The sequence below is a fragment of the Wenyingzhuangia sp. IMCC45574 genome (assembly GCF_054182685.1).
In genome coordinates this window covers 1,892,908-1,911,743 of sequence record NZ_CM135169.1, presented here as the reverse complement: position 1 = coordinate 1,911,743, position 18,836 = coordinate 1,892,908, and the positions used below count along the sequence as shown (strand labels likewise).

Here is an 18,836-nt window from a genome sequence, read left to right as displayed (position 1 = left end):
CTTTATATATGAAAACAATTTTAGTAATAGGTAACGGAATGGTGGGTTACAAGTTTTGTGAAAAGCTTGTTGCTAAGGCAGGAAACGAAGCTTATAAGGTAATCGTATTTGGTGAAGAACCTAGGCCAGCATACGATAGAGTACACTTAAGCGAGTACTTTGCAGACCAAAATGCTGAGCGTTTAAGTATGGCTCCAAGATCTTGGTACGAAGAAAATAATATTGAATTGATCACAAATGAACGTGTAACCGACATTCATAGAGATTCAAAAACAATTACTACAATTAAAGATAGTGAGTATTCTTATGATGTATTGGTACTGGCTACAGGATCTTCTGCTTTTGTGCCTCCAATTCCAGGGGTAGAGAAAAAAGGGGTTTTTGTATATAGAACAATAGAGGATTTAGATGCTACAATGGCTTATGTTGCCGAAATTAAAAAGCAAAAACCTGATGGGAAAGCGGCTATTTTAGGTGGTGGTTTGTTAGGTTTAGAAGCTGGAAAGGCAATTATAGATATGGGCTTAGAGACTTCTGTAGTGGAGTTTGCTCCTAGGTTAATGCCGAGACAGTTAGATAACGATGCAAGTAAATCTTTACAGTCTAAATTAGAGGATTTAGGAATAAAGATTTTATTGAGTAAAGGAACTCAGAATATAGAGGGTGATGGAGCTATTACTGGAATGAAGTTTTCTGAGGATGAAACTTTACCAGTAGATATGTTGTTAGTTTCTGCAGGTATTAGACCAAGAGATGAACTAGCTAAAACTTGTGGTTTAGAAGTAGGTACTCGTGGAGGAATTTTGGTAACTAACGATATGAAAACATCTGATGATAGTATTTATGCTGTTGGAGAATGTGCTTTGTTAAACCAAATGATTTATGGTTTGGTTGCTCCAGGATATGATATGGCGGGTGTTGCTGTAGATCAAATTGTTGGTGAAACAGAATCGGCTATGCCAACTCATATTGATATGTCAACTAAATTAAAGTTGTCTGGTATTGATGTGGCAAGTTTTGGAGATGCTTTAGAGGAAAATGAAGATTCAGAAGCTATTGTATATGAAAATAAATTTCAGGGAGTTTATAAAAAGATAGTTGTATCTAAAGATGGAAAATCTTTACTAGGAGGAATCTTGGTAGGGGATGCATCTGACTACAATATGTTACACCAGATTTACTTAAACGGAATGGCAATTCCAGAGAATCCAGAAGATTTAATCTTAGGGGCTCGTGGAGGTGAAGATGCAGCGTTTGGTTCTGCAATGGATTTGCCAGATTCTGCGGTAGTTTGTTCTTGTGAAGGTGTAACTAAAGGAGATATTTGTTGTAAAGTAACAGACGAAGGAATGACTTCTGTTAAGGAAGTTGCAGCTGCAACCAAAGCAACTACAGGTTGTGGTGGATGTAAGCCTATGGTAACAGACTTGGTAAATGAGTCATTAAAATCTTTAGGTGTTACTGTAAAAGAAACTGTTTGTGAACACTTTGATTATTCTCGTCAAGAGTTATATGATATTATTAAGGTTACAGGGATTAAGACCTATGACGAGTTGTTAGAAAAGCATGGTAAAGGAAAATTAGGTTGTGAAACTTGTAAGCCTTTGGCTTCTTCTTTATTTGCAAGTATTTATGCAGATACTGGTAACGATCATAACCAGTACCAAGATTCTAATGATAAGTTCTTGGCAAATATTCAACGTAATGGTACGTATTCTGTAGTGCCTAGAATTCCAGGAGGAGAAATTACTCCAGATCAGTTGATTATTTTAGGAGAAATAGGTAAAAAATACGATTTATATACAAAGATAACAGGAGGGGTTCGTATTGACTTCTTTGGGGCAGAATTACATCAGTTGCCATTAATTTGGAAAGAATTGATTGATGCAGGTTTCGAATCGGGACATGCGTATGGTAAATCTTTACGTACAGTAAAAACATGTGTAGGTTCTACTTGGTGTCGTTACGGTATGGATGAGTCTGTATCTTTTGGTATTGAAATAGAAAACAGATACAAAGGATTGCGTTCTCCACATAAATTAAAAGGAGGAGTTTCTGGATGTATTCGTGAGTGTGCAGAGGCAAGAGGAAAAGACTTTGGTATCATTGCTGTAGAAGGTGGATGGAACCTATACATTGGTGGTAACGGAGGTGCTACTCCAAGACATGCTGAATTGTTAGCAGAAAAAATTACCAACGAAGAGGTAATTAAGTATACAGACCGTTTCTTAATGTACTATATTAAGACAGCCGGACCTTTGGTAAGAACTGCAGCTTGGTTAGATAAAATAGAAGGAGGAATTGAGCATGTAAAAGATGTGGTAATTAATGACTCTTTAGGTTTATGCGAGGAGTTTGATAAAGATATGCAAGGGTTGGTTGATGCTTATAAGTGTGAGTGGAAAGAGGCTATCGAAAACATAGATGATCAAAACAATCGTTTTGCGCACTTTGTAAATTCGGAGGAAAGTGACAGTAATATTGAGTTTGTTGCTTTAAGAGATCAAAAAATGCCAAAATTGTGGTCTTAATTTCTAACTATTAAAAATTAAAAACATGAGTTCAATTTTAGAACAATATAAAACATTATCAGAATCAGAAGTAACAACTTGGTTCAAAGCGGCTCCAGTATCTAAATTTCCAGAAAATGGAGGAGCTTGTGTAAAAATAGAAGATAAACAAATTGCAGTGTTCAATTTTGCTGCAGAAGGAAAATGGTATGCATCGCAAAACGTATGTCCTCATAAAATGGAGATGGTTTTGTCTAGAGGTATGATTGGTGAAGATTGTGGTACACCAAAAATAGCATGTCCATTGCATAAAAAAACATTCTCTTTAGAAACAGGAGAGAACTTAAATGGAGAAGACTACTCAATTGCAGTTTATCCAGTAAAAATTGAAGACGGATACGTCTACATAGGTACTAATTAGTAAAAAATGTTTTATTAATTAAGTTTGTTTTATACTCAACGAAGCCCAGTGATCTTTTCATTGGGCTTTTTGGTTTTTAGTGTACTTTTGAAAAAAAAATAGAATGAATTATTTGATTAGAAGATTCGCGGCTTTTTATGTGGATACTTTTTTTGTTTCTTTTATCGTTTCCCCTATTATTAGAAAGGCCGAATTAGGTGCTTATTCTACCAATACATTTGTTATTATTGTCGTTGTTCAAACACTTTATTTTTGGTTGTCAGAATATTTTTCTGATCGTACCTTAGGTAAGAAGTTGTTTAAGTTAAGAGTAGATTTTGTTGGAGGGAAATCAATAACAAAAGTATTGATAAGGAGTTTGTTGAGATTTGTGCCTTTCGAGGCTTTTTCAATTTTCTTTAGTAAGGAAAGAACAATGTGGCATGATAAATTCTCAAAATCAAGAGTAGTTTTAGATGAAGCCAGGTTATAAACAAAAAAAATCCTCTCAGTTTTTGAGAGGATTTTTTTGTTAAGCAGCTTTAGATATTTTTTGTTGCAGCAATCGAAATTCTTTTGGGATTAAATTTCTTTTAGCCTCATTATACGTGGCTACGTATAACTCAGGATTGTTGCTTTTTACTTTTAGAATCATGTCAAAGTAGTGTGTGTAAGAAGAACTTTTCATAAGGCTGCTTTTTTTAAATTATTAACTAAGAAGAATTTTATATATACAAAGTTACTGGAAATGAGTGTTTTAAAATCTGACTTTAAGCAGGTTAACTTCCCTTTTTAGTTTGTGAGTGATTTCGCAGGTGTTCTGTGTTTTTGCATTTGTTGTTTTGTTTTTTAAGAATCTAATTATGGGGTGTAATATCTTTATGTTGGTTAATGTGTTTTGTGCTGTCATAATGCTGTCGTCTATTTGTTACAGGTTTGTCCATATGGTTTTTAGTCTTAAAATTGAATGTTCTTTATTTTTGATTCCGTAAATCAAATGTTAAATTGTATTTCAAATGAAAACTGAAAAAATAAATTTAAGAGAGCTAAAAAAAATGAGATTAGAACGTCATTGGTCTCAGGAGCAATTGGCAGAAATGAGTGGTTTGAGTATAAGGACCATTCAGAGAATTGAGAATGGGGAAAATGCTAGTTTTGAATCTTTAAAAGCATTGGCAGCAGTATTTGAAACCAATATTATTGACTCAGATAAGGGGAGTGAAATGGAGCAAGCCAAAAAAGAGGACGAGTATATTGAAAATGTCAAAGGGTTTTATATGGTGTGTGTAGTTGCTTGCATGATTTTATTGATTGCTTTGATAAGTGCTGTTAAAGATGCTGGAAATTGGGGAGCTTTTGGAGGTATGTTTGTTTTTTGGGCTATATTTATTGGGGTGTCTTATATTGATACTTTTGATGTTTTTGGAAAAGATTGGAAGGAGAGAATGATTGATAAGAGGTTTAAGCGAAAATAATCTCTCTGTTGAATTGTCTTATTTGGTGTTTTTTTAGTTATTAAATAAATAAGATGAATTCCTACTATTTAAGTAGGATTTGTATATTTGCGCATATGTTATCTAAAAAGACAAAATACGGAATTAAGGCCTTAACCTATTTGGCTAGGCAGAATAGAGATTGCCCTGTGCAGATATCCGAAATTGCTGAAAGTGAAAATATTTCTGTTAAATTTTTAGAACGTATACTTTTGGAATTAAGAAAGGCAGGAGTGTTAGATTCTAAGAAAGGAAAGGGTGGAGGTTATTTTTTAGCTAAAACACCAGAGGAAATTCCAATGACTTCGGTTATTCGTACTTTAGAAGGGCCTATTGCTATGGTGCCTTGTGTCTCTTTAAATTTTTATGAAAAGTGCGATGACTGTGTAGATGAAAAAACTTGTGCCGTAAGTAAGTTAATGATTCAGGTGCGTGATAAAACTTTAGAGGTTTTTAGAAATACTACTTTACAAGACTTGATATTGTTTTAAAGGATTAGGAAATAAGCCAAGTATTTAGTATATTATACTAGGGACGAATGGTGTTTTACATTCGTAATTTTTAACCTTAAAAAGTGTAATTAGTTATGGCATACGTAAAAATATTTTCAGGAAGTTTAGTGGATACGCAACATATGAGACAATTAATTCAGCAAGTGGGTATTGAACCAGTGCTAAAAGATACTGCAAACACAGCTTTAATGTCTGGTTTTGGAGCTGTCAATCCAGATTTTCAAGAATTATTTGTGCACCAAGATGAGGTAGATAAAGCTTTGGAAGTCATGCAGAATAAGGCTTAGAGTTTACTAATATTAATTTTATTTCAATAGAAAATATATAATCCTACTTTTTTAGTAGGATTTTTTATTTTTTTCTTTGTCAGTTGTAATAGTTCCTATATCTTTGCGACCTATATTGTGTTATTTCCCTACTTGTTGAGTAGGATAATAAAAACAAAGTTAAAGAAACGAATGATAACAGAAAGAATCATAGGGGATAAAACAGACGATAGTTTTAGCAAGTCTACATCATCGGAAACACCGGTGCGTAGTGTAGTTAAAGCTGTTAGTTGGAGGCTTATAGGGACGATTGATACATTGGTCGTGTCTTGGTTTGTTGTAGATAATGTAGGAACTGCAACTGCAATAGCCTCTATTGATTTTGTTACTAAGATGATATTATACTTTTTTCACGAACGTGCATGGAATGCTATTAAATGGGGAAGAAAATGAGCAAATACACAGAACAAGAAATCGCAGCATTCAATGCTGAACTAGAAGGTAAAACACCAAATGAGGTTATTGCTTGGGCAATTGCAAAAGCAGAAAAACCGGTAATTACAACAAACTTTAGACCTTACGAAGGTGCAATTTTGCATGCTGTTACTAAGGTTAAATCAGATATGAATGTGGTTTGGTGTGATACAGGGTACAATACTCGTAACACTTATAAGCACGCAGAAGAATTAATAGCGTTGTTAGGGTTGAACATTGATTTGTATGTTCCTAAACAAACTTCTTCTCATAGAGATGCTGTAATGGGGATTCCTCAGATAGATGATCCAATGCACAAGGTGTTTACAGAGCAAGTAAAGTTAGAGCCTTTTAAAAGAGCCATGGCTGCACATCAACCAGATGTATGGTTTACCAACTTAAGAAAAGGACAAACTGCTTTTAGAGATTCTATAGAAGTAGTTTCTCAAGATGCAAACGGGGTATTAAAAGTAAGTCCTTTCTACGATTATTCTGATGAGGATTTAGACAAGTACTTGGAAGAAAATAATATTCCAAACGAACACAAATACTTTGATCCTACAAAGGTGTTAGGAAACAGAGAATGTGGATTGCATAATTAATTTAGTACTGAGTACTGAGTACAAAGTATTGAGTTTTTAGAAGATAAAACAAAATATAAAATGTAGTTGATGAGTACTTCGTACTTAATACTAACTACTTTATACTAAATAAAGAAATGAACAATTTAAGAGTAAATACATTAGAAAGTGAAGCAATCTACATCATGAGAGAGGTTGCTGCACAATTTGAAAAGCCAGTATTATTATTTTCTGGAGGAAAAGACTCTATTACTTTGGTGAGATTGGCTCAAAAAGCTTTCTGGCCAGCTAAAATTCCTTTTCCATTTTTACATGTAGATACAGGGCACAATTTTCCAGAAACGATTGAGTTTAGAGATCGTTTGGCTAAGGACTTAGGAATTGAATTAATTGTACGTAATGTACAAGATAACATTGATGCTGGAAAGGTAACAGAAGAAACAGGTAAATATGCTTCTCGTAACATGTTGCAAACAGAAACATTGTTAGATGCAATTGAGGAGTTTGGTTTTGATGCAGCTATTGGTGGTGCACGTAGAGACGAAGAAAAAGCAAGAGCTAAAGAACGTATTTTTTCTGTAAGAAACGATTTTGGAGAGTGGGATGAGAAAAACCAACGTCCAGAGTTGTTCGACTTATTAAACGGAAAAATTGAATTAGGACAAAACGTTCGTGTATTCCCTATTTCTAACTGGACAGAATTAGATGTTTGGTCTTATATAGAAAAAGAGAGTATTGAAATACCATCTATTTATTTTGCACACAAAAGAAACGTATTCTTACGTGATGGAATGATTTGGTCTGCAGAAGATGAAGTTGTTTATAGAGAAGAAGATGAAGAGGTAGTAGAAATGATGGTGCGTTTTAGAACTGTTGGAGACATGAGTTGTACGGCTGCTGTTCCTTCGGATGCCGTTTCTATAGGTAAAGTTGTAGAAGAAATTAGAGATTCATCTATTTCTGAGCGTGGTGCTCGTATAGACGACAAACGTTCTGAAGCAGCAATGGAGAAACGTAAGCAACAAGGATATTTCTAAAATTTGCACTGCAAATTTTATGCTATAGGCTTTATGCCTTAAGCTATAAGCAAGTTTAAAAACATAAAATTAATAAGGAGGTAAGCCTAAAGCATATTGCTTACAGCCTAAAGCTTAAAAAAAAACATGGAAGTTTTAAAAATAGCAACTGCAGGAAGTGTTGACGACGGAAAAAGTACATTAATCGGTCGTATATTATATGATACACGTTCATTAACAGACGATAAATTAGAGGCAATTGAGCGTACAAGTAAGCAAAAAGGTTTTGATTACTTGGATTTTTCTTTGGCAACAGACGGGTTGGTAGCAGAAAGAGAGCAAGGAATTACAATTGATGTGGCACATATTTACTTTTCTACAGCTAAGAAAAGTTACATTATTGCAGATACTCCAGGGCATGTAGAATACACACGTAACATGGTTACAGGAGCTTCTACATCGCAAGCAGCTATTATTTTAGTAGATGCTCGTAATGGAGTAATAGAGCAAACATACCGTCACTTCTTTATCAACAACTTGTTAAAAGTAAAAGATATTATTGTTGCGGTAAATAAAATGGACTTGGTAGATTTTGCACAAGATAAGTTCGAAGCAATAAAAACTGAGATTTCTGCTTTGGCAGAAAGAGCGGGTTCTACACAAAATATTACGTTTATTCCAGTTTCTGCTTTACAGGGAGATAATGTGGTAGATAGATCAGAAAATACACCTTGGTATACTGGTACTACTTTGTTAAATCACTTAGAAGGATTAGAAGCGCAAGATGTATATCAAGAGTCTGTAGCTCGTTTACCTGTACAAACAGTAATTCGTCCTAAAACAGATGAATTTCACGATTTTAGAGGTTACGCAGGTAAATTATACGGAGGTTCTTTATCAGTAGGAGATGACGTAACAGTTTTACCATCTAAAACAGCATCTAAAGTAAAAGATATCTATTTCTTTGATAAAACATACGATGAGGCTCCAAGAGGAACATCTATCAATGTAACCTTAGAAAATGACATCAATATTTCTCGTGGAGATATTATTGTAAAGTCTACAGAATTACCAAAAGAGGCAAAACAAATCAATGCTAAAATCTGTTGGATGGATGCTAACAATTTAGTAGTTGGTAAAAAATATTTAGTTCAGCAAGGAGCAAATGTTATTGCTGCAAAGGTAGCAGGAATAGAATCTGTAATTGCTACAGATTTCTCTGGAGAAACTCCAGCTACAGAATTAAAGATTAACGAAATAGGAAAAGTATCTTTAAAGTTGGCTAAAACTTTATTCTACGATACTTTTGAAGAAAACAAAACAACAGGATCTTTTATTTTAATAGATCCACAAACAAATAATACTTCAGGAGCTGGATTTATTCAGTAATTAGTATTAAGTACTGAGTATTAGTACAGCGTACAAAAGTATTTGTAGTAAAGTAGAATTAATAAAATATGATTTAAAGGTAGAGTGAATTCATGTAAGTAGTAATAAGGTTAACTTAATACTCAGTACTCTATACTTAATACTAAAAACAAAGTTTTTAACATGCAAAGTTTTAGATCAGAAATAGAAAATCCAATAGTGCAGAAGGACATTATTGAATTAGCAGATAAAATTCAACAATTTAACGAAGGTAAAATTGATGAAGAAAAATTTAGAAGTTTACGTTTAGCACGTGGTGTTTACGGTCAACGTCAGTTTGGTGTACAAATGATTCGTATTAAGTTACCATACGGAAAAGTAACTTCTGATCAATTATTAAGAATTTGTGATGTTTCTGAAGAGTATTCTAGAGGACGTTTACACATTACAACTCGTCAGGATATTCAGATTCACTATGTAAGTTTAGATAGAACACCTGAATTATGGGCAGAGTTAGAGAAGAGTGATATTACTTTACGTGAGGCTTGTGGTAACGCAGTTCGTAACGTAACAGCTTCTCCAGATGCGGGAATCAACCCAGAGGAACCATTTGATGTAACACCATATGCACATGCAGTTTTCCAATTTTTCTTACGTAACCCAATTTGTCAAGAATTAGGACGTAAGTTTAAAGTATCATTCTCTTCTACAGACGATGATACAGCGTTGTCTTACATGCACGATATTGGTTTTATTGCTAAAATTAAAGTAGTAGATGGTAAGCCTGTAATAGGATTTAAGATAATGTTGGCAGGAGGATTAGGTTCTCAGCCTCGTTTGGCAGATGTTGCACACGAGTTCTTAGAAGCAGATAAGATTGTTCCTTACATGGAATCTATCTTACGTATTTTTGATAGATACGGTGAGCGTTCTAAGAGAGCAAAAGCAAGATTAAAGTTCTTAGTTAAAGACTTAGGCTTAGAGGCTTTTAACGAATTGGTAGCACAAGAACAAAAAGCATTGGCGTATCAATCTTACCCAATTGCTACAGAAGGATTTGAGAACAATCCAGATGTTTCTGGAATTGTAGCTCCAGAGGTAACTATAGAAGATGTAGAAGCTTACGAAACTTGGAAAGCAAATAATGTATTTGCTCAAAAACAAGATGGATTATTTGCTATTGGAATTAGAGTAAATGTAGGAGATTTCTACTTGCCAGAAGCGAGAGCTTTAGCAGCTTTGATTAAAGAATATGCAGCAGACGAATTAAGATTTACATTACGTCAAAATATATTAGTACGTCACGTACGCGAAGACTTATTACCATTCTTTTACACAAAATTAAAAGAATTAGGTTTTACAGAATTAGGATATGAGTCTGTAGTAGATGTTACTGCTTGTCCAGGAACAGATACTTGTAACTTAGGTATTGCTTCTTCTACAGGAGCTGCTCAAGAAATGGAAAGAGTTTTAAAGGCTGAATACCCAGAATTTGCAATTGATTCTAATTTAGTAATTAAGATTTCTGGATGTATGAATGCTTGTGGACAACACAACTTATGTAATATTGGTTTCCAAGGAATGTCTGTAAAAGCAGGACAATATGTAGCTCCAGCATTACAGGTGTTATTAGGAGGTGGAACTGTAGGAGATGGAGAAGCTAGAATTGCAGATAAGGTAATTAAAGTACCATCTAAAAGAGGACCAGAAGCATTAAGATTAATCTTAAACGATTACATAGCAAACTCTGGAGGAGTAGATTTTATAGAATACTACGAGTCTAAAGGAGGACAAAAATATTTCTACGATTTCTTAAAGCCATTGTCTAGTACAGATGATTTAGTAGAATCTGACTTTATTGACTGGGGTAACGAAGAAAAGTACGAAAAAGCTGTAGGAGTAGGAGAGTGTGCTGGTGTAGTAATTGATTTAGTAGCTACTTTATTATTCGATTCTAAAGAGAAATTAAACAATGCCAACGAAGCATTAGCCGAAGGAAAATTAAGCGATGCAATTTATTTCTCTTATAGCTCAATGGTACATACAGCCAAAGCTATTTTAACAGGAGAAGGAGTAAAAACGAATACACACAATAAAATTATTTCTGACTTTAACGAAAAGTTAGTAGCTACTGGTAAAGTAGAATTAGGAACTGATTTTGAAAGTTTTGTGTATCAGATTAATAAAAACGAGCAGTCAGAAGAATTTGCTAAGGCATACATTGCAGATGCAGAAAAATTCTTAGGATTGATTGAAGCGTATAGAGCTGCTGAGTTGGCTTAAGCGTAGTTACATATAAGAAGTTAAGAAGTTCAGGAGTTAGCAATAGCTTTGCTATTTAGAAGTTAAGAAGTTTACAAGTACAGTTGTCTCCTTAACTACTGTTTGCAAAGCAAACTATAACTACTAAACTTCTTAACTCCTCAGATAAAAGGTATGAGTGTAGGAAAATTAACAATAGTAGGAGCCGGACCTGGAGATCCAGAGCTAATTACACTAAAAGGTGTTAGAGCGTTGCAAGAAGCAGATGTTGTGTTGTACGATGCATTGGCCAATCCACAGTTGTTAGAGCATGCAGAGAAAGCAGAAAAGATATTTGTTGGTAAGCGAAAAGGGATGCATAAATTTATTCAGGAGAAAATCCATGAATTGATTGTAGAACATGCAAGCCAAGGAAAACATGTTGTAAGATTAAAAGGAGGAGATCCTTTTGTGTTTGGACGTGGTGCAGAGGAGTTAAAATATGTTGTAGAGAGAGGAGTAGAAATAGGAATTGTTTCTGGTGTTACTTCTGCCATTGCTGCACCTGCAAGTTTTGGAATATCATTAACACAAAGAGGAGTAAATGAAAGTTTTAGAGTAATTACCGGAACTACTTCTGATGAAGAGTTAAGTGAAGATGTTGAAGCTGCAGCAAACTCTAACGTTACCATTGTCGTTTTAATGGGGATGAGCAAGTTGGAAAAAATCATTAACACTTTTATCGCAAAAGGGAAAAATGAAATTCCAGTAGCAGTAATAGAAAACGGTACTAGAGAACAAGAACGTTTAGCAGTAGGAAAAGTAGATACTATTTTGTCAATTATTAATGAGAAAGGAATGAGTAACCCTTCTATTATTGTAATTGGGGAAACTGTAAAGCAGAGCGAAGTATTGTATCAACAGTTTTTAAGACAAAAAGGAAAAACAATATAAGATGGAAAAGAATCAATTGTATCCTGTGTTTTTAAAAGTTACTGCTTTAAATGTATTGGTTGTTGGTGGTGGATATGTAGCATTAGAGAAAATTTCTTTTATGTTAAAATCTAGCCCAGATGCTAAAATTACAATGATTTCTCCTATGTATAGAGACGAAACTATTGAAAAAGCAGACAGTGCAGCCAATGTACGTAGAGTAGTTGGAAAATACGATAGTAGTATGCTAGAAGGAAAACATATTGTAATTGCTACAACAGATGTTCCTAGTGTAAACTTAAAAGTTTACAACGACTGTAAAGAGCGTGCTATTTTGGTGAATTTGGCAGACAACCCTCCGTATTGCGATTTTTATATGGGTGGAATTGTTACCAAAGGAAATGTGAAAATTGGTATTTCTACCAATGGAAAGTCACCAACGATGGCGAAGCGTTTACGTCAGTTTTTTGAAACGGTATTGCCAGAAAACATTGATGATTTAGCGGATTACTTAAATAAGTATAGAGATACCATCAAAGGAGACTTTGAAGAAAAAGTAGAAAAGATGAACGAATTTACTAAGGGATTGGTAAAGGATATTCAAAATAAGATAAAAGACGAATAGTCAGCGATTAATTAGATAATTATATGCATCTTTGCAGTCGCTTATTTAAAATGATAATAAATAAAAAGTAAGATAATGATTAAAACAGATATCTTAATCATCGGAGCAGGACCTGTAGGTATGTTTGCGGTATTCGAAGCAGGATTGTTAAAATTACGTTGTCACTTAATTGACGCATTGCCTCAACCAGGAGGACAATGTTCGGAGATCTATCCTAAAAAACCTATTTACGATATTCCAGCTTATCCAGAGGTGTTAGCAGGAGACTTAATTGATAATTTGGCTGAGCAAATTGCTCCTTTTGAGCCTGGTTATACTTTAGGAGAAAGAGCTCAAACAATTGAGAAATTAGAAGATGGTACTTTTAAAGTAACTACAAATAAAGGAACAGAGCATTTTGCACCAACAGTATTTATTGCTGGAGGTTTAGGATCTTTTGAACCACGTAAGCCACCTATTAAAGAATTAGCTCAGTACGAAGATAAAGGAGTAGAATATATCATTCGTGATCCTGAATTCTATAGAGGTAAAAAAGTAGTTATTTCTGGAGGTGGAGATTCAGCTTTAGACTGGTCTATTTTCTTATCGGATGTAGCTAGTGAGGTTTCTTTAGTACACAGAAGAAATGAGTTCCGTGGAGCTTTAGATTCTGTAGAAAAAGTAGCTGAGTTATCAAAAGAAGGAAAAATCAACTTAATTACAGATGCAGAGGTAAAAGGAATTTCTGGAGATGGAAAAGTTGAGTCTGTAATGATTAAGCACAAAACAGAGGGAGAAATTATTAAGGAAACAGATCACTTTATTCCATTATTTGGATTGTCTCCTAAATTAGGACCTATTGCAGATTGGGGATTAGAAATAGAGAAGAATGCAATTGTAGTAAACAACGCGTTGGATTACTCTACAAACATTCCTGGAATTTTTGCTATTGGAGATGTTAACACATACCCAGGTAAATTAAAGCTAATCTTGTGTGGATTCCACGAAGCAACTATTGCAGTACAATATGCATACAACATTATTAACCCTGGAAAGCGTTATGTAATGAAGTATACTACAGTAAATGGAGTAGAAGGATTTGATGGAGAAAAGAAAGAAGCTAAAAAAGCAGTTGTAAAGAGTATCTAGTACTAAATTAGATATAACTTAATATTCATATTTAAAACCTCAAGTCTTTTCTTGAGGTTTTTTATTTTCCATATTTTTACATAAAAATTAAACATGACACTATTAGTCGTTTTCGCTGTCTTATCTATATTTTTCTCATTCTTGTGTTCTATTCTAGAAGCTGTTTTGTTGAGTATTACACCTACGTTTGTGAATGTTAAAAAACAAGAAGGTAAATCTTATGCAGAAAAACTAGAAGTTCTTAAGAATGATGTTGATAAGCCTTTAATTGCCATTCTAACTATTAATACCGTTGCACATACTGTAGGAGCTATTTTGGTAGGTGTACAAGCAAAGGTTGCTTATGTTGAAATGTATGGAAATACTTCGAGAACTGTTTTTGGAATAACGTTTACTGAGGATTTAATGGTAGGAACTGTATCTACTATTATGACTATTTTAATATTAGTAGCATCGGAAATCATACCAAAAACGATTGGAGCTACTTATTGGAAATCTTTGGCAGGCTTTACAACAAAAGTATTGGGGATTTTAATCTTTATATGCAAATACACTTTAATTCTTTGGGTTTTACAATTGTTTACCAAATTCTTTGGAAAAGGGGGGCATGGAGAAAGTGTGTTGAGTAGAGAAGACTTTTCTGCCATGGCAGATATTGCTGAGCAAGAGGGCGTTTTTCAGGAAAGCGAAAGTAAGATGATTAAAAGCTTGTTAAGTTTTAAAGAAGTAGCCGTAAGACATATTATGACTCCAAGAACGGTGCTAAAAACAGCAGATGCTTCGCAAACCATACAATCTTTTTTTGATGAGAATAAGGATTTACGATTTTCTAGAGTTCCAATTTATACCGATCATTCTGATAATATAAAAGGATACTTTTTAAAAGACCAACTTCTGAGGGCTATTATAGATGGTAATGGAGACAAAGAGTTGGCTACCATTCAGAGAGAAATTCTTGTGGCCAATAGAGATTTAGCCATTCCTAAGTTGTTTGAGAGGTTTATTGAAAAAAATGAACATATCGCCTTGGTGGTAGATGAATATGGTTCTGTAGTGGGAGTAGCTACTCAAGAAGATGTAATTGAAACCTTATTGGGGTTAGAAATTATGGATGAAAGTGATACGGTAAAAGATTTACGAAGCTTGGCAAGACGAAGTTGGGAAGAAAGAGCCAAAAGATTGGGGATTATTACAGACTAAAATTTAATTTCTAGTTTTTAGATTGGCTTCACACAATCTTATAATCTCTAGGATTCTTTTTTGTTGGGTGTCTTCTCTTTTAGCGGAATGAAACCAATACAAATATTGCTTTTTATAGGAAGGGGCAAAATTAAGGTAGTTGTTAAATGCTATTTTGTTCTGATCAAAAGCGTTTTGGAGTTTTTCTGGAATAACTAAACTTTCCACTTTATCTAAAGAAGCCCAAGAACCATTTTCTTTTGCGATTGTAACACTTGCTATTCCGCTTTTTTGCATTAAACCATTTTGGGTTAATTCATCTATATATTTTTTATTTAGAGCGCTCCATATACTTTTGGGTTTTCTAGGACAGAAATATTGTTTGCGTTTACCATTGCCCAAACTTTTTACAGTACTGTCTATCCAGCCATAACAAAGAGCTACTTTAACAGCTTCTTCCCATCGCATGGTAGGTGTTTTTGTTTCTAGTTTGTAAAAGGTTAAATAGGCTCCTTTAGATGTGTCATGGTTCTTGGCTAACCATTCACGCCATTCAGTATCTGTTTTAAAGTAGATTTCTTCTTTGGTATTCATACTATTTAATTGTTACTGTAGAGCGTACTACCTAGCAATATTTCTATTTACATTTTTTCTAAACTTTCCATTGATAATAAATACTGCTATTATTCCTAATATTCCACCTACAATAGTGTTCCATAGAATACTCTCGCCAGTAACTATCCACGAAGTTAAAACAGCAGTACTTGGAACTATAAAAATAAAAGTACTGGCTTTTTCGGCTCCAATTCGTGCTGTTACAAATAAGAAACATGTGGTGGCTACAGCAGAGTTAATCACCCCAAAATAAAATAAGTTACCCCAAAAAATAGCATCAGCTTTGGCTAAATCATCAAAGAGTTCTTCGTAGTTAATCATAAATAACAGGACGATAAGAGTTGCCAAATGTGTCCAAAAACTAAAACCAACAGCATTACCAAATTTGTTTGCATAAGAACTAAATTTACTCATAACAGCCCAAGACAATGCTGCTAATAAGAAATAGGTATTTCCAAATTCAAATATAGCACCTCCATTTTCCCAAACTTTTAAAAGGATCATCCCTGCAATAAATCCCAAGGAGAGTCCAATGTATTCTTGTTTTTTGGGTAGTATTTTACTGATAAAAAGCCCAATGATATAGGCGAAAATGGGATTGATAGTAGTTACCAAAACTCCACCAGCACCCGGGAAACCTTCGTGTACTCCCTTAAAGAAAAATAAGGTATAGAGCAATATAAAAACAGAAGCTCCAATTACATGTAAGCTTCCGTTGGTTTTTATAGTAAGTTTTGTTTTTGTTACAAACGATATTGGAATTAGAGATAAAGGCACCAAAATAAAACGTAAAAAAGATAAGTTTAAAGAGCTGGTATATGTTCCCAGTACTTTTGCACAGCTCCAACTGGTTCCCCAAGTACACATGCTTAAAATCATAGCTACCAAGAGCCATTTTTCTTTTTTGTTGGTTGGTTTTAAATTGGTTTTCATGTTGATAGAATTAGGAATTATTTAAATTTCTGTAACTCTAATTTTTTTCTTTTTGAGTCGTTCATTATTCACATAAGAGATAATAGATTGCGTATTCTGTACTTTTACCGATACAAAAGCACAGTCTTGCTTTAGTTCTATAACACCTACTTGATTACCCGATAATTTTCCTTTCTTGATTAGTAAACCAGCAATATCTCCTTTAGAAATTTTGTCTTTTCTTCCTCCAGAAATAAATAAGGTTTTCCATTCAGAAGGTTCAAGTAAAGTATTGGCATGTAAATGCTCTACTTCATCGGTTTTAATAAATGTGGGTAGTTCCTCTTTTTTCCACTGTATCACATAAGCAGTTCCTTCCTTGTGCATTCTGGCAGTTCTACCATTTCTGTGTGTAAATTCTTCTACCTTTAAAGGCAGTTGGTAGTGGATTAAAAAGTCAATTTCTGGCACATCAATACCACGAGCAGCCAAATCTGTTGCTATTAATATTTTGTGTGTACCGTTTCTAAATTTTATTAGAGCACGTTCTCTGTCTTTTTGTTCCAATCCACCATAAAAACAACCGTGGCTAATGTCGTGTTCTTTTAAATAATCACTTACTCTAGCAATAGTGTCTTTAAAATTGCAAAAGATAATTCCAGATTTGTTTCCTACGTGGCATAAGACATCTACCAATGTTTTTAGTTTATCTTTCTCTGGCGAAAGCACTTTTTTAATTATAAGTTGTGATTTCTTTTCACTTAGAAAGTTAATTTCAAGTGGGTTTAGAATTCCAATAAACTTAGGGAGTTCTATTTCTTGAGTAGCCGAGGTTAATATTTTTTGTTGAACAGCTGGTAAAAGTTGTACAATTTCACTCATCTCTTCCTCAAAACCAACTTCTAAAGATTTGTCAAATTCATCTAAAATAAGGGTGCGAATCTCAAAAGTATCAAAACTATTTTTGCGTAAATGATCTGCAATTCTACCAGGAGTACCAATTAATACACTAGGTGTGTGAGCCAATTCTATTTTGTCTTTAGACATGGCTCTACCTCCGTATACACAGTTTACTTTGTAACCTGTTCCCATTTCTCTAAAAACTTGTTCTATTTGTATGGCCAATTCTCTAGAAGGTGTAATAATTACAGCTTGTAATTCCGAAGTGCTAGGATTTAATTTTTCTATTAATGGAAGCAGAAAAGCAAGGGTTTTTCCTGTACCCGTAGGAGATAATAAAACAACATCTTTTTTTGATGCAATTCCTTCTTCTGCTGCTACTTGCATAGGATTTAGTTCTTGAATTCCTAGTTTGGCAAGAATATGAGCTTTGTTTTTATAGGTTGTAGACATTGTTGTAATAAGATGGTTTTACTTTATTTTTTGATATTTTGCTTTAAACATTTTAGCAGCAGAAGTGTAACCTCCTTCGGTTCCATCTACAAAATGCGAGTGTTTGGTTTTTCTGTCTAGGACATAACAAGACATAACTGCCGCATGAGTTACATGAATGCCATAAATTATTTTATGCTCCCTTTCTAATTTGTCCAAATATTCTATAAAGGTATTTATTTTGTCTTGTTTTCCAGTGAAAACTGTATTAATCATTCCATCAAGCATTAGGGTATGAGAAAGCTGACCTATTTGTTTTAAATAGTGTTTTCCATCATCAGAAAAATTAAAATAAAAACGACCCAACTGTGTAACTAACCAATTTTTTATAAGATATAGAAAGCTTGTGTTTGCATTACGAATTCTCATTTCTTTCCAAATTTTAGAAATGCTAAAGTCTAGATTTAAATTTTTAGTTTTGATCGGTTGTCTTTTATGAATATCTCCAAAAAACACATCCATTTGATTTAAAATATTTTGGTAGATTAATCGTTGACTTTTTTCATCTTTACAATCGATCAATAAACAAACTACTTTTTTTTGATTTTGTGTAGGTTGTATTTCTTTCCATCTACACTCCATTCCCTCGAGATTAATAAGCTCTTTTTTTACTGTTTGGAAATTGTTTTCTATAAAAGTGTTTTTAATAATCCCTTCAGCTATTTTAAGGCTATTTCCTAAAACGATAGGAATAACTAATTCTTTCGTAAGGCTATGTTTAGCGATCTTTAAAAAAGTGTTTTTATTTTTTAGTATTGCTACGGAGATATGTCCAACTCTAAGAATTAGATTGGTCTTTTTTTTAACATGCGCACTATAGTTATTGAGCGTAACTATAATTTTTTTTAAAAGAGATTCAGGTAGGATAAAAGTGGCTCCATCTCCTCCAAAAAAATATGGAATTTCTATTTGTTGCTTTTCTTTTCTAATAGTGTTTAAGACAGAAATAATAGCTCCTGTAGCGGTTAGATTAATTTGATGGTGCTTGCCATTGTCAACTGCTTTAGTTGAGTTTTTAACATCTACCACCACCACATGCCATGTATTAGGAACTTCTGAAAAGTTAGCTTCAGAATTCAATAAGTCTACAAGTGTTAGCTGTGTTTTAGATAATTTGCTGTAGTACTTTGAGTCATTCATGGAGTCTAACTATAGTTTTGTTAGTGTTTGCAACTACAAAGCCTTGTGTTA

General features: G+C 33.8%; 20 protein-coding genes. 15 read left to right on the top strand and 5 right to left on the bottom strand.

The features are described 5' to 3' along the window. The first annotated feature begins 8 nt into the window (after positions 1-8). The 3 genes from nirB to ACXHHC_RS08115 all read left to right on the top strand — a co-directional run bounded on the left by nirB (position 9) and on the right by ACXHHC_RS08115 (position 3,403). Positions 9-2,531: a nitrite reductase large subunit NirB gene (nirB, locus tag ACXHHC_RS08125; RefSeq protein WP_458229130.1), complete on the top strand. Its 2,523-nt coding sequence runs from the start codon at positions 9-11 to the stop codon at positions 2,529-2,531. Between the two features lie 25 nt (positions 2,532-2,556). Further along, positions 2,557-2,931 (top strand): nitrite reductase small subunit NirD, encoded by a 375-nt coding sequence (nirD, locus tag ACXHHC_RS08120; protein WP_458229129.1) that lies wholly within the window; start codon positions 2,557-2,559, stop codon positions 2,929-2,931. Between the two features lie 103 nt (positions 2,932-3,034). Beyond that, complete coding sequence (locus ACXHHC_RS08115; RefSeq protein WP_458229128.1) at positions 3,035-3,403, top strand: RDD family protein; 369 nt, start codon at positions 3,035-3,037, stop codon at positions 3,401-3,403. 39 nt (positions 3,404-3,442) lie between these two features. On the opposite strand, the gene ACXHHC_RS08110 is transcribed toward ACXHHC_RS08115, so the two are convergent. Further along, complete coding sequence (locus tag ACXHHC_RS08110; protein ID WP_458229127.1) at positions 3,443-3,598, bottom strand: hypothetical protein; 156 nt, start codon at positions 3,596-3,598, stop codon at positions 3,443-3,445. A gap of 328 nt (positions 3,599-3,926) precedes the next feature. Here ACXHHC_RS08110 and ACXHHC_RS08105 point away from each other — a divergent pair, with 328 nt between their 5' ends. The 12 genes from ACXHHC_RS08105 (at position 3,927) to ACXHHC_RS08050 (ending at position 14,747) form a co-directional block, all read left to right on the top strand. After that, on the top strand, positions 3,927-4,385 hold the full coding sequence (locus ACXHHC_RS08105) for a helix-turn-helix domain-containing protein (RefSeq protein WP_458229126.1): 459 nt from the start codon (positions 3,927-3,929) through the stop codon (positions 4,383-4,385). A 95-nt stretch (positions 4,386-4,480) separates the two neighbouring features. Beyond that, positions 4,481-4,894 carry an RrF2 family transcriptional regulator gene (locus tag ACXHHC_RS08100; protein WP_458229238.1) on the top strand — a complete coding sequence of 138 codons (414 nt, stop codon included), beginning with the start codon at positions 4,481-4,483 and terminating at the stop codon, positions 4,892-4,894. A 95-nt stretch (positions 4,895-4,989) separates the two neighbouring features. Further along, positions 4,990-5,202 (top strand): putative signal transducing protein, encoded by a 213-nt coding sequence (locus ACXHHC_RS08095; protein ID WP_458229125.1) that lies wholly within the window; start codon positions 4,990-4,992, stop codon positions 5,200-5,202. Positions 5,203-5,373: 171 nt separating this feature from the next. Then, complete coding sequence (locus ACXHHC_RS08090; RefSeq protein WP_458229124.1) at positions 5,374-5,634, top strand: DUF2061 domain-containing protein; 261 nt, start codon at positions 5,374-5,376, stop codon at positions 5,632-5,634. Next, positions 5,631-6,257, top strand: a complete 627-nt coding sequence (locus tag ACXHHC_RS08085; protein ID WP_458229123.1) for a phosphoadenosine phosphosulfate reductase domain-containing protein — start codon at positions 5,631-5,633, stop codon at positions 6,255-6,257. The genes ACXHHC_RS08090 and ACXHHC_RS08085 overlap by 4 nt, the downstream gene beginning before the upstream one ends. 116 nt (positions 6,258-6,373) lie before the next feature. Beyond that, positions 6,374-7,273 (top strand): sulfate adenylyltransferase subunit CysD, encoded by a 900-nt coding sequence (cysD, locus tag ACXHHC_RS08080; RefSeq protein WP_458229122.1) that lies wholly within the window; start codon positions 6,374-6,376, stop codon positions 7,271-7,273. A 126-nt stretch (positions 7,274-7,399) separates the two neighbouring features. Then, a complete protein-coding gene (locus ACXHHC_RS08075) occupies positions 7,400-8,641 on the top strand; it encodes a sulfate adenylyltransferase subunit 1 (RefSeq protein WP_458229121.1) in 1,242 nt (413 codons plus the stop codon). Between the two features lie 162 nt (positions 8,642-8,803). Then, positions 8,804-10,903, top strand: a complete 2,100-nt coding sequence (locus ACXHHC_RS08070) for a HEPN domain-containing protein (RefSeq protein WP_458229120.1) — start codon at positions 8,804-8,806, stop codon at positions 10,901-10,903. A 153-nt stretch (positions 10,904-11,056) separates the two neighbouring features. Beyond that, a complete protein-coding gene (gene cobA, locus ACXHHC_RS08065) occupies positions 11,057-11,815 on the top strand; it encodes a uroporphyrinogen-III C-methyltransferase (RefSeq protein ID WP_458229119.1) in 759 nt (252 codons plus the stop codon). Position 11,816: 1 nt separating this feature from the next. After that, the gene (locus ACXHHC_RS08060) at positions 11,817-12,419 is read left to right on the top strand and encodes a precorrin-2 dehydrogenase/sirohydrochlorin ferrochelatase family protein (RefSeq protein WP_458229118.1); all 603 of its coding nucleotides are present in this window, start codon (positions 11,817-11,819) and stop codon (positions 12,417-12,419) included. Positions 12,420-12,494: 75 nt separating this feature from the next. Continuing rightward, positions 12,495-13,547: an NAD(P)/FAD-dependent oxidoreductase gene (locus ACXHHC_RS08055; RefSeq protein ID WP_458229117.1), complete on the top strand. Its 1,053-nt coding sequence runs from the start codon at positions 12,495-12,497 to the stop codon at positions 13,545-13,547. Positions 13,548-13,640: 93 nt separating this feature from the next. Next, positions 13,641-14,747 carry a CNNM domain-containing protein gene (locus ACXHHC_RS08050; protein WP_458229116.1) on the top strand — a complete coding sequence of 369 codons (1,107 nt, stop codon included), beginning with the start codon at positions 13,641-13,643 and terminating at the stop codon, positions 14,745-14,747. A gap of 3 nt (positions 14,748-14,750) precedes the next feature. On the opposite strand, the gene ACXHHC_RS08045 is transcribed toward ACXHHC_RS08050, so the two are convergent. Genes ACXHHC_RS08045 through ACXHHC_RS08030 form a run of 4 tightly spaced genes read right to left on the bottom strand, consistent with a single transcriptional unit; the run spans position 14,751 to position 18,785 of the window. Beyond that, the gene (locus ACXHHC_RS08045; protein WP_458229115.1) at positions 14,751-15,320 is read right to left on the bottom strand and encodes a YdeI/OmpD-associated family protein; all 570 of its coding nucleotides are present in this window, start codon (positions 15,318-15,320) and stop codon (positions 14,751-14,753) included. 27 nt (positions 15,321-15,347) lie between these two features. Further along, positions 15,348-16,274 carry a DMT family transporter gene (locus ACXHHC_RS08040; protein ID WP_458229114.1) on the bottom strand — a complete coding sequence of 309 codons (927 nt, stop codon included), beginning with the start codon at positions 16,272-16,274 and terminating at the stop codon, positions 15,348-15,350. A gap of 21 nt (positions 16,275-16,295) precedes the next feature. Further along, complete coding sequence (locus ACXHHC_RS08035; RefSeq protein ID WP_458229113.1) at positions 16,296-17,606, bottom strand: DEAD/DEAH box helicase; 1,311 nt, start codon at positions 17,604-17,606, stop codon at positions 16,296-16,298. An 18-nt stretch (positions 17,607-17,624) separates the two neighbouring features. Further along, complete coding sequence (locus tag ACXHHC_RS08030; RefSeq protein ID WP_458229112.1) at positions 17,625-18,785, bottom strand: DUF3095 family protein; 1,161 nt, start codon at positions 18,783-18,785, stop codon at positions 17,625-17,627. Between the last annotated feature and the right edge of the window lie 51 nt (positions 18,786-18,836).

Coding starts and splice junctions, on each gene's coding strand:
- ACXHHC_RS08090 (WP_458229124.1), top strand. CDS start 5,374: ATGATAACAGAAAGAATCATAGGGGATAAAACAGACGATAGTTTTAGC.
- ACXHHC_RS08100 (WP_458229238.1), top strand. CDS start 4,481: ATGTTATCTAAAAAGACAAAATACGGAATTAAGGCCTTAACCTATTTG.
- cysD (WP_458229122.1), top strand. CDS start 6,374: ATGAACAATTTAAGAGTAAATACATTAGAAAGTGAAGCAATCTACATC.
- cobA (WP_458229119.1), top strand. CDS start 11,057: ATGAGTGTAGGAAAATTAACAATAGTAGGAGCCGGACCTGGAGATCCA.
- ACXHHC_RS08060 (WP_458229118.1), top strand. CDS start 11,817: ATGGAAAAGAATCAATTGTATCCTGTGTTTTTAAAAGTTACTGCTTTA.
- ACXHHC_RS08055 (WP_458229117.1), top strand. CDS start 12,495: ATGATTAAAACAGATATCTTAATCATCGGAGCAGGACCTGTAGGTATG.
- ACXHHC_RS08035 (WP_458229113.1), bottom strand. CDS start 17,606: ATGTCTACAACCTATAAAAACAAAGCTCATATTCTTGCCAAACTAGGA.
- nirD (WP_458229129.1), top strand. CDS start 2,557: ATGAGTTCAATTTTAGAACAATATAAAACATTATCAGAATCAGAAGTA.
- ACXHHC_RS08030 (WP_458229112.1), bottom strand. CDS start 18,785: ATGAATGACTCAAAGTACTACAGCAAATTATCTAAAACACAGCTAACA.
- ACXHHC_RS08040 (WP_458229114.1), bottom strand. CDS start 16,274: ATGAAAACCAATTTAAAACCAACCAACAAAAAAGAAAAATGGCTCTTG.
- ACXHHC_RS08105 (WP_458229126.1), top strand. CDS start 3,927: ATGAAAACTGAAAAAATAAATTTAAGAGAGCTAAAAAAAATGAGATTA.
- ACXHHC_RS08075 (WP_458229121.1), top strand. CDS start 7,400: ATGGAAGTTTTAAAAATAGCAACTGCAGGAAGTGTTGACGACGGAAAA.
- ACXHHC_RS08070 (WP_458229120.1), top strand. CDS start 8,804: ATGCAAAGTTTTAGATCAGAAATAGAAAATCCAATAGTGCAGAAGGAC.
- ACXHHC_RS08050 (WP_458229116.1), top strand. CDS start 13,641: ATGACACTATTAGTCGTTTTCGCTGTCTTATCTATATTTTTCTCATTC.
- ACXHHC_RS08115 (WP_458229128.1), top strand. CDS start 3,035: ATGAATTATTTGATTAGAAGATTCGCGGCTTTTTATGTGGATACTTTT.
- ACXHHC_RS08085 (WP_458229123.1), top strand. CDS start 5,631: ATGAGCAAATACACAGAACAAGAAATCGCAGCATTCAATGCTGAACTA.
- ACXHHC_RS08095 (WP_458229125.1), top strand. CDS start 4,990: ATGGCATACGTAAAAATATTTTCAGGAAGTTTAGTGGATACGCAACAT.
- ACXHHC_RS08110 (WP_458229127.1), bottom strand. CDS start 3,598: ATGAAAAGTTCTTCTTACACACACTACTTTGACATGATTCTAAAAGTA.
- nirB (WP_458229130.1), top strand. CDS start 9: ATGAAAACAATTTTAGTAATAGGTAACGGAATGGTGGGTTACAAGTTT.
- ACXHHC_RS08045 (WP_458229115.1), bottom strand. CDS start 15,320: ATGAATACCAAAGAAGAAATCTACTTTAAAACAGATACTGAATGGCGT.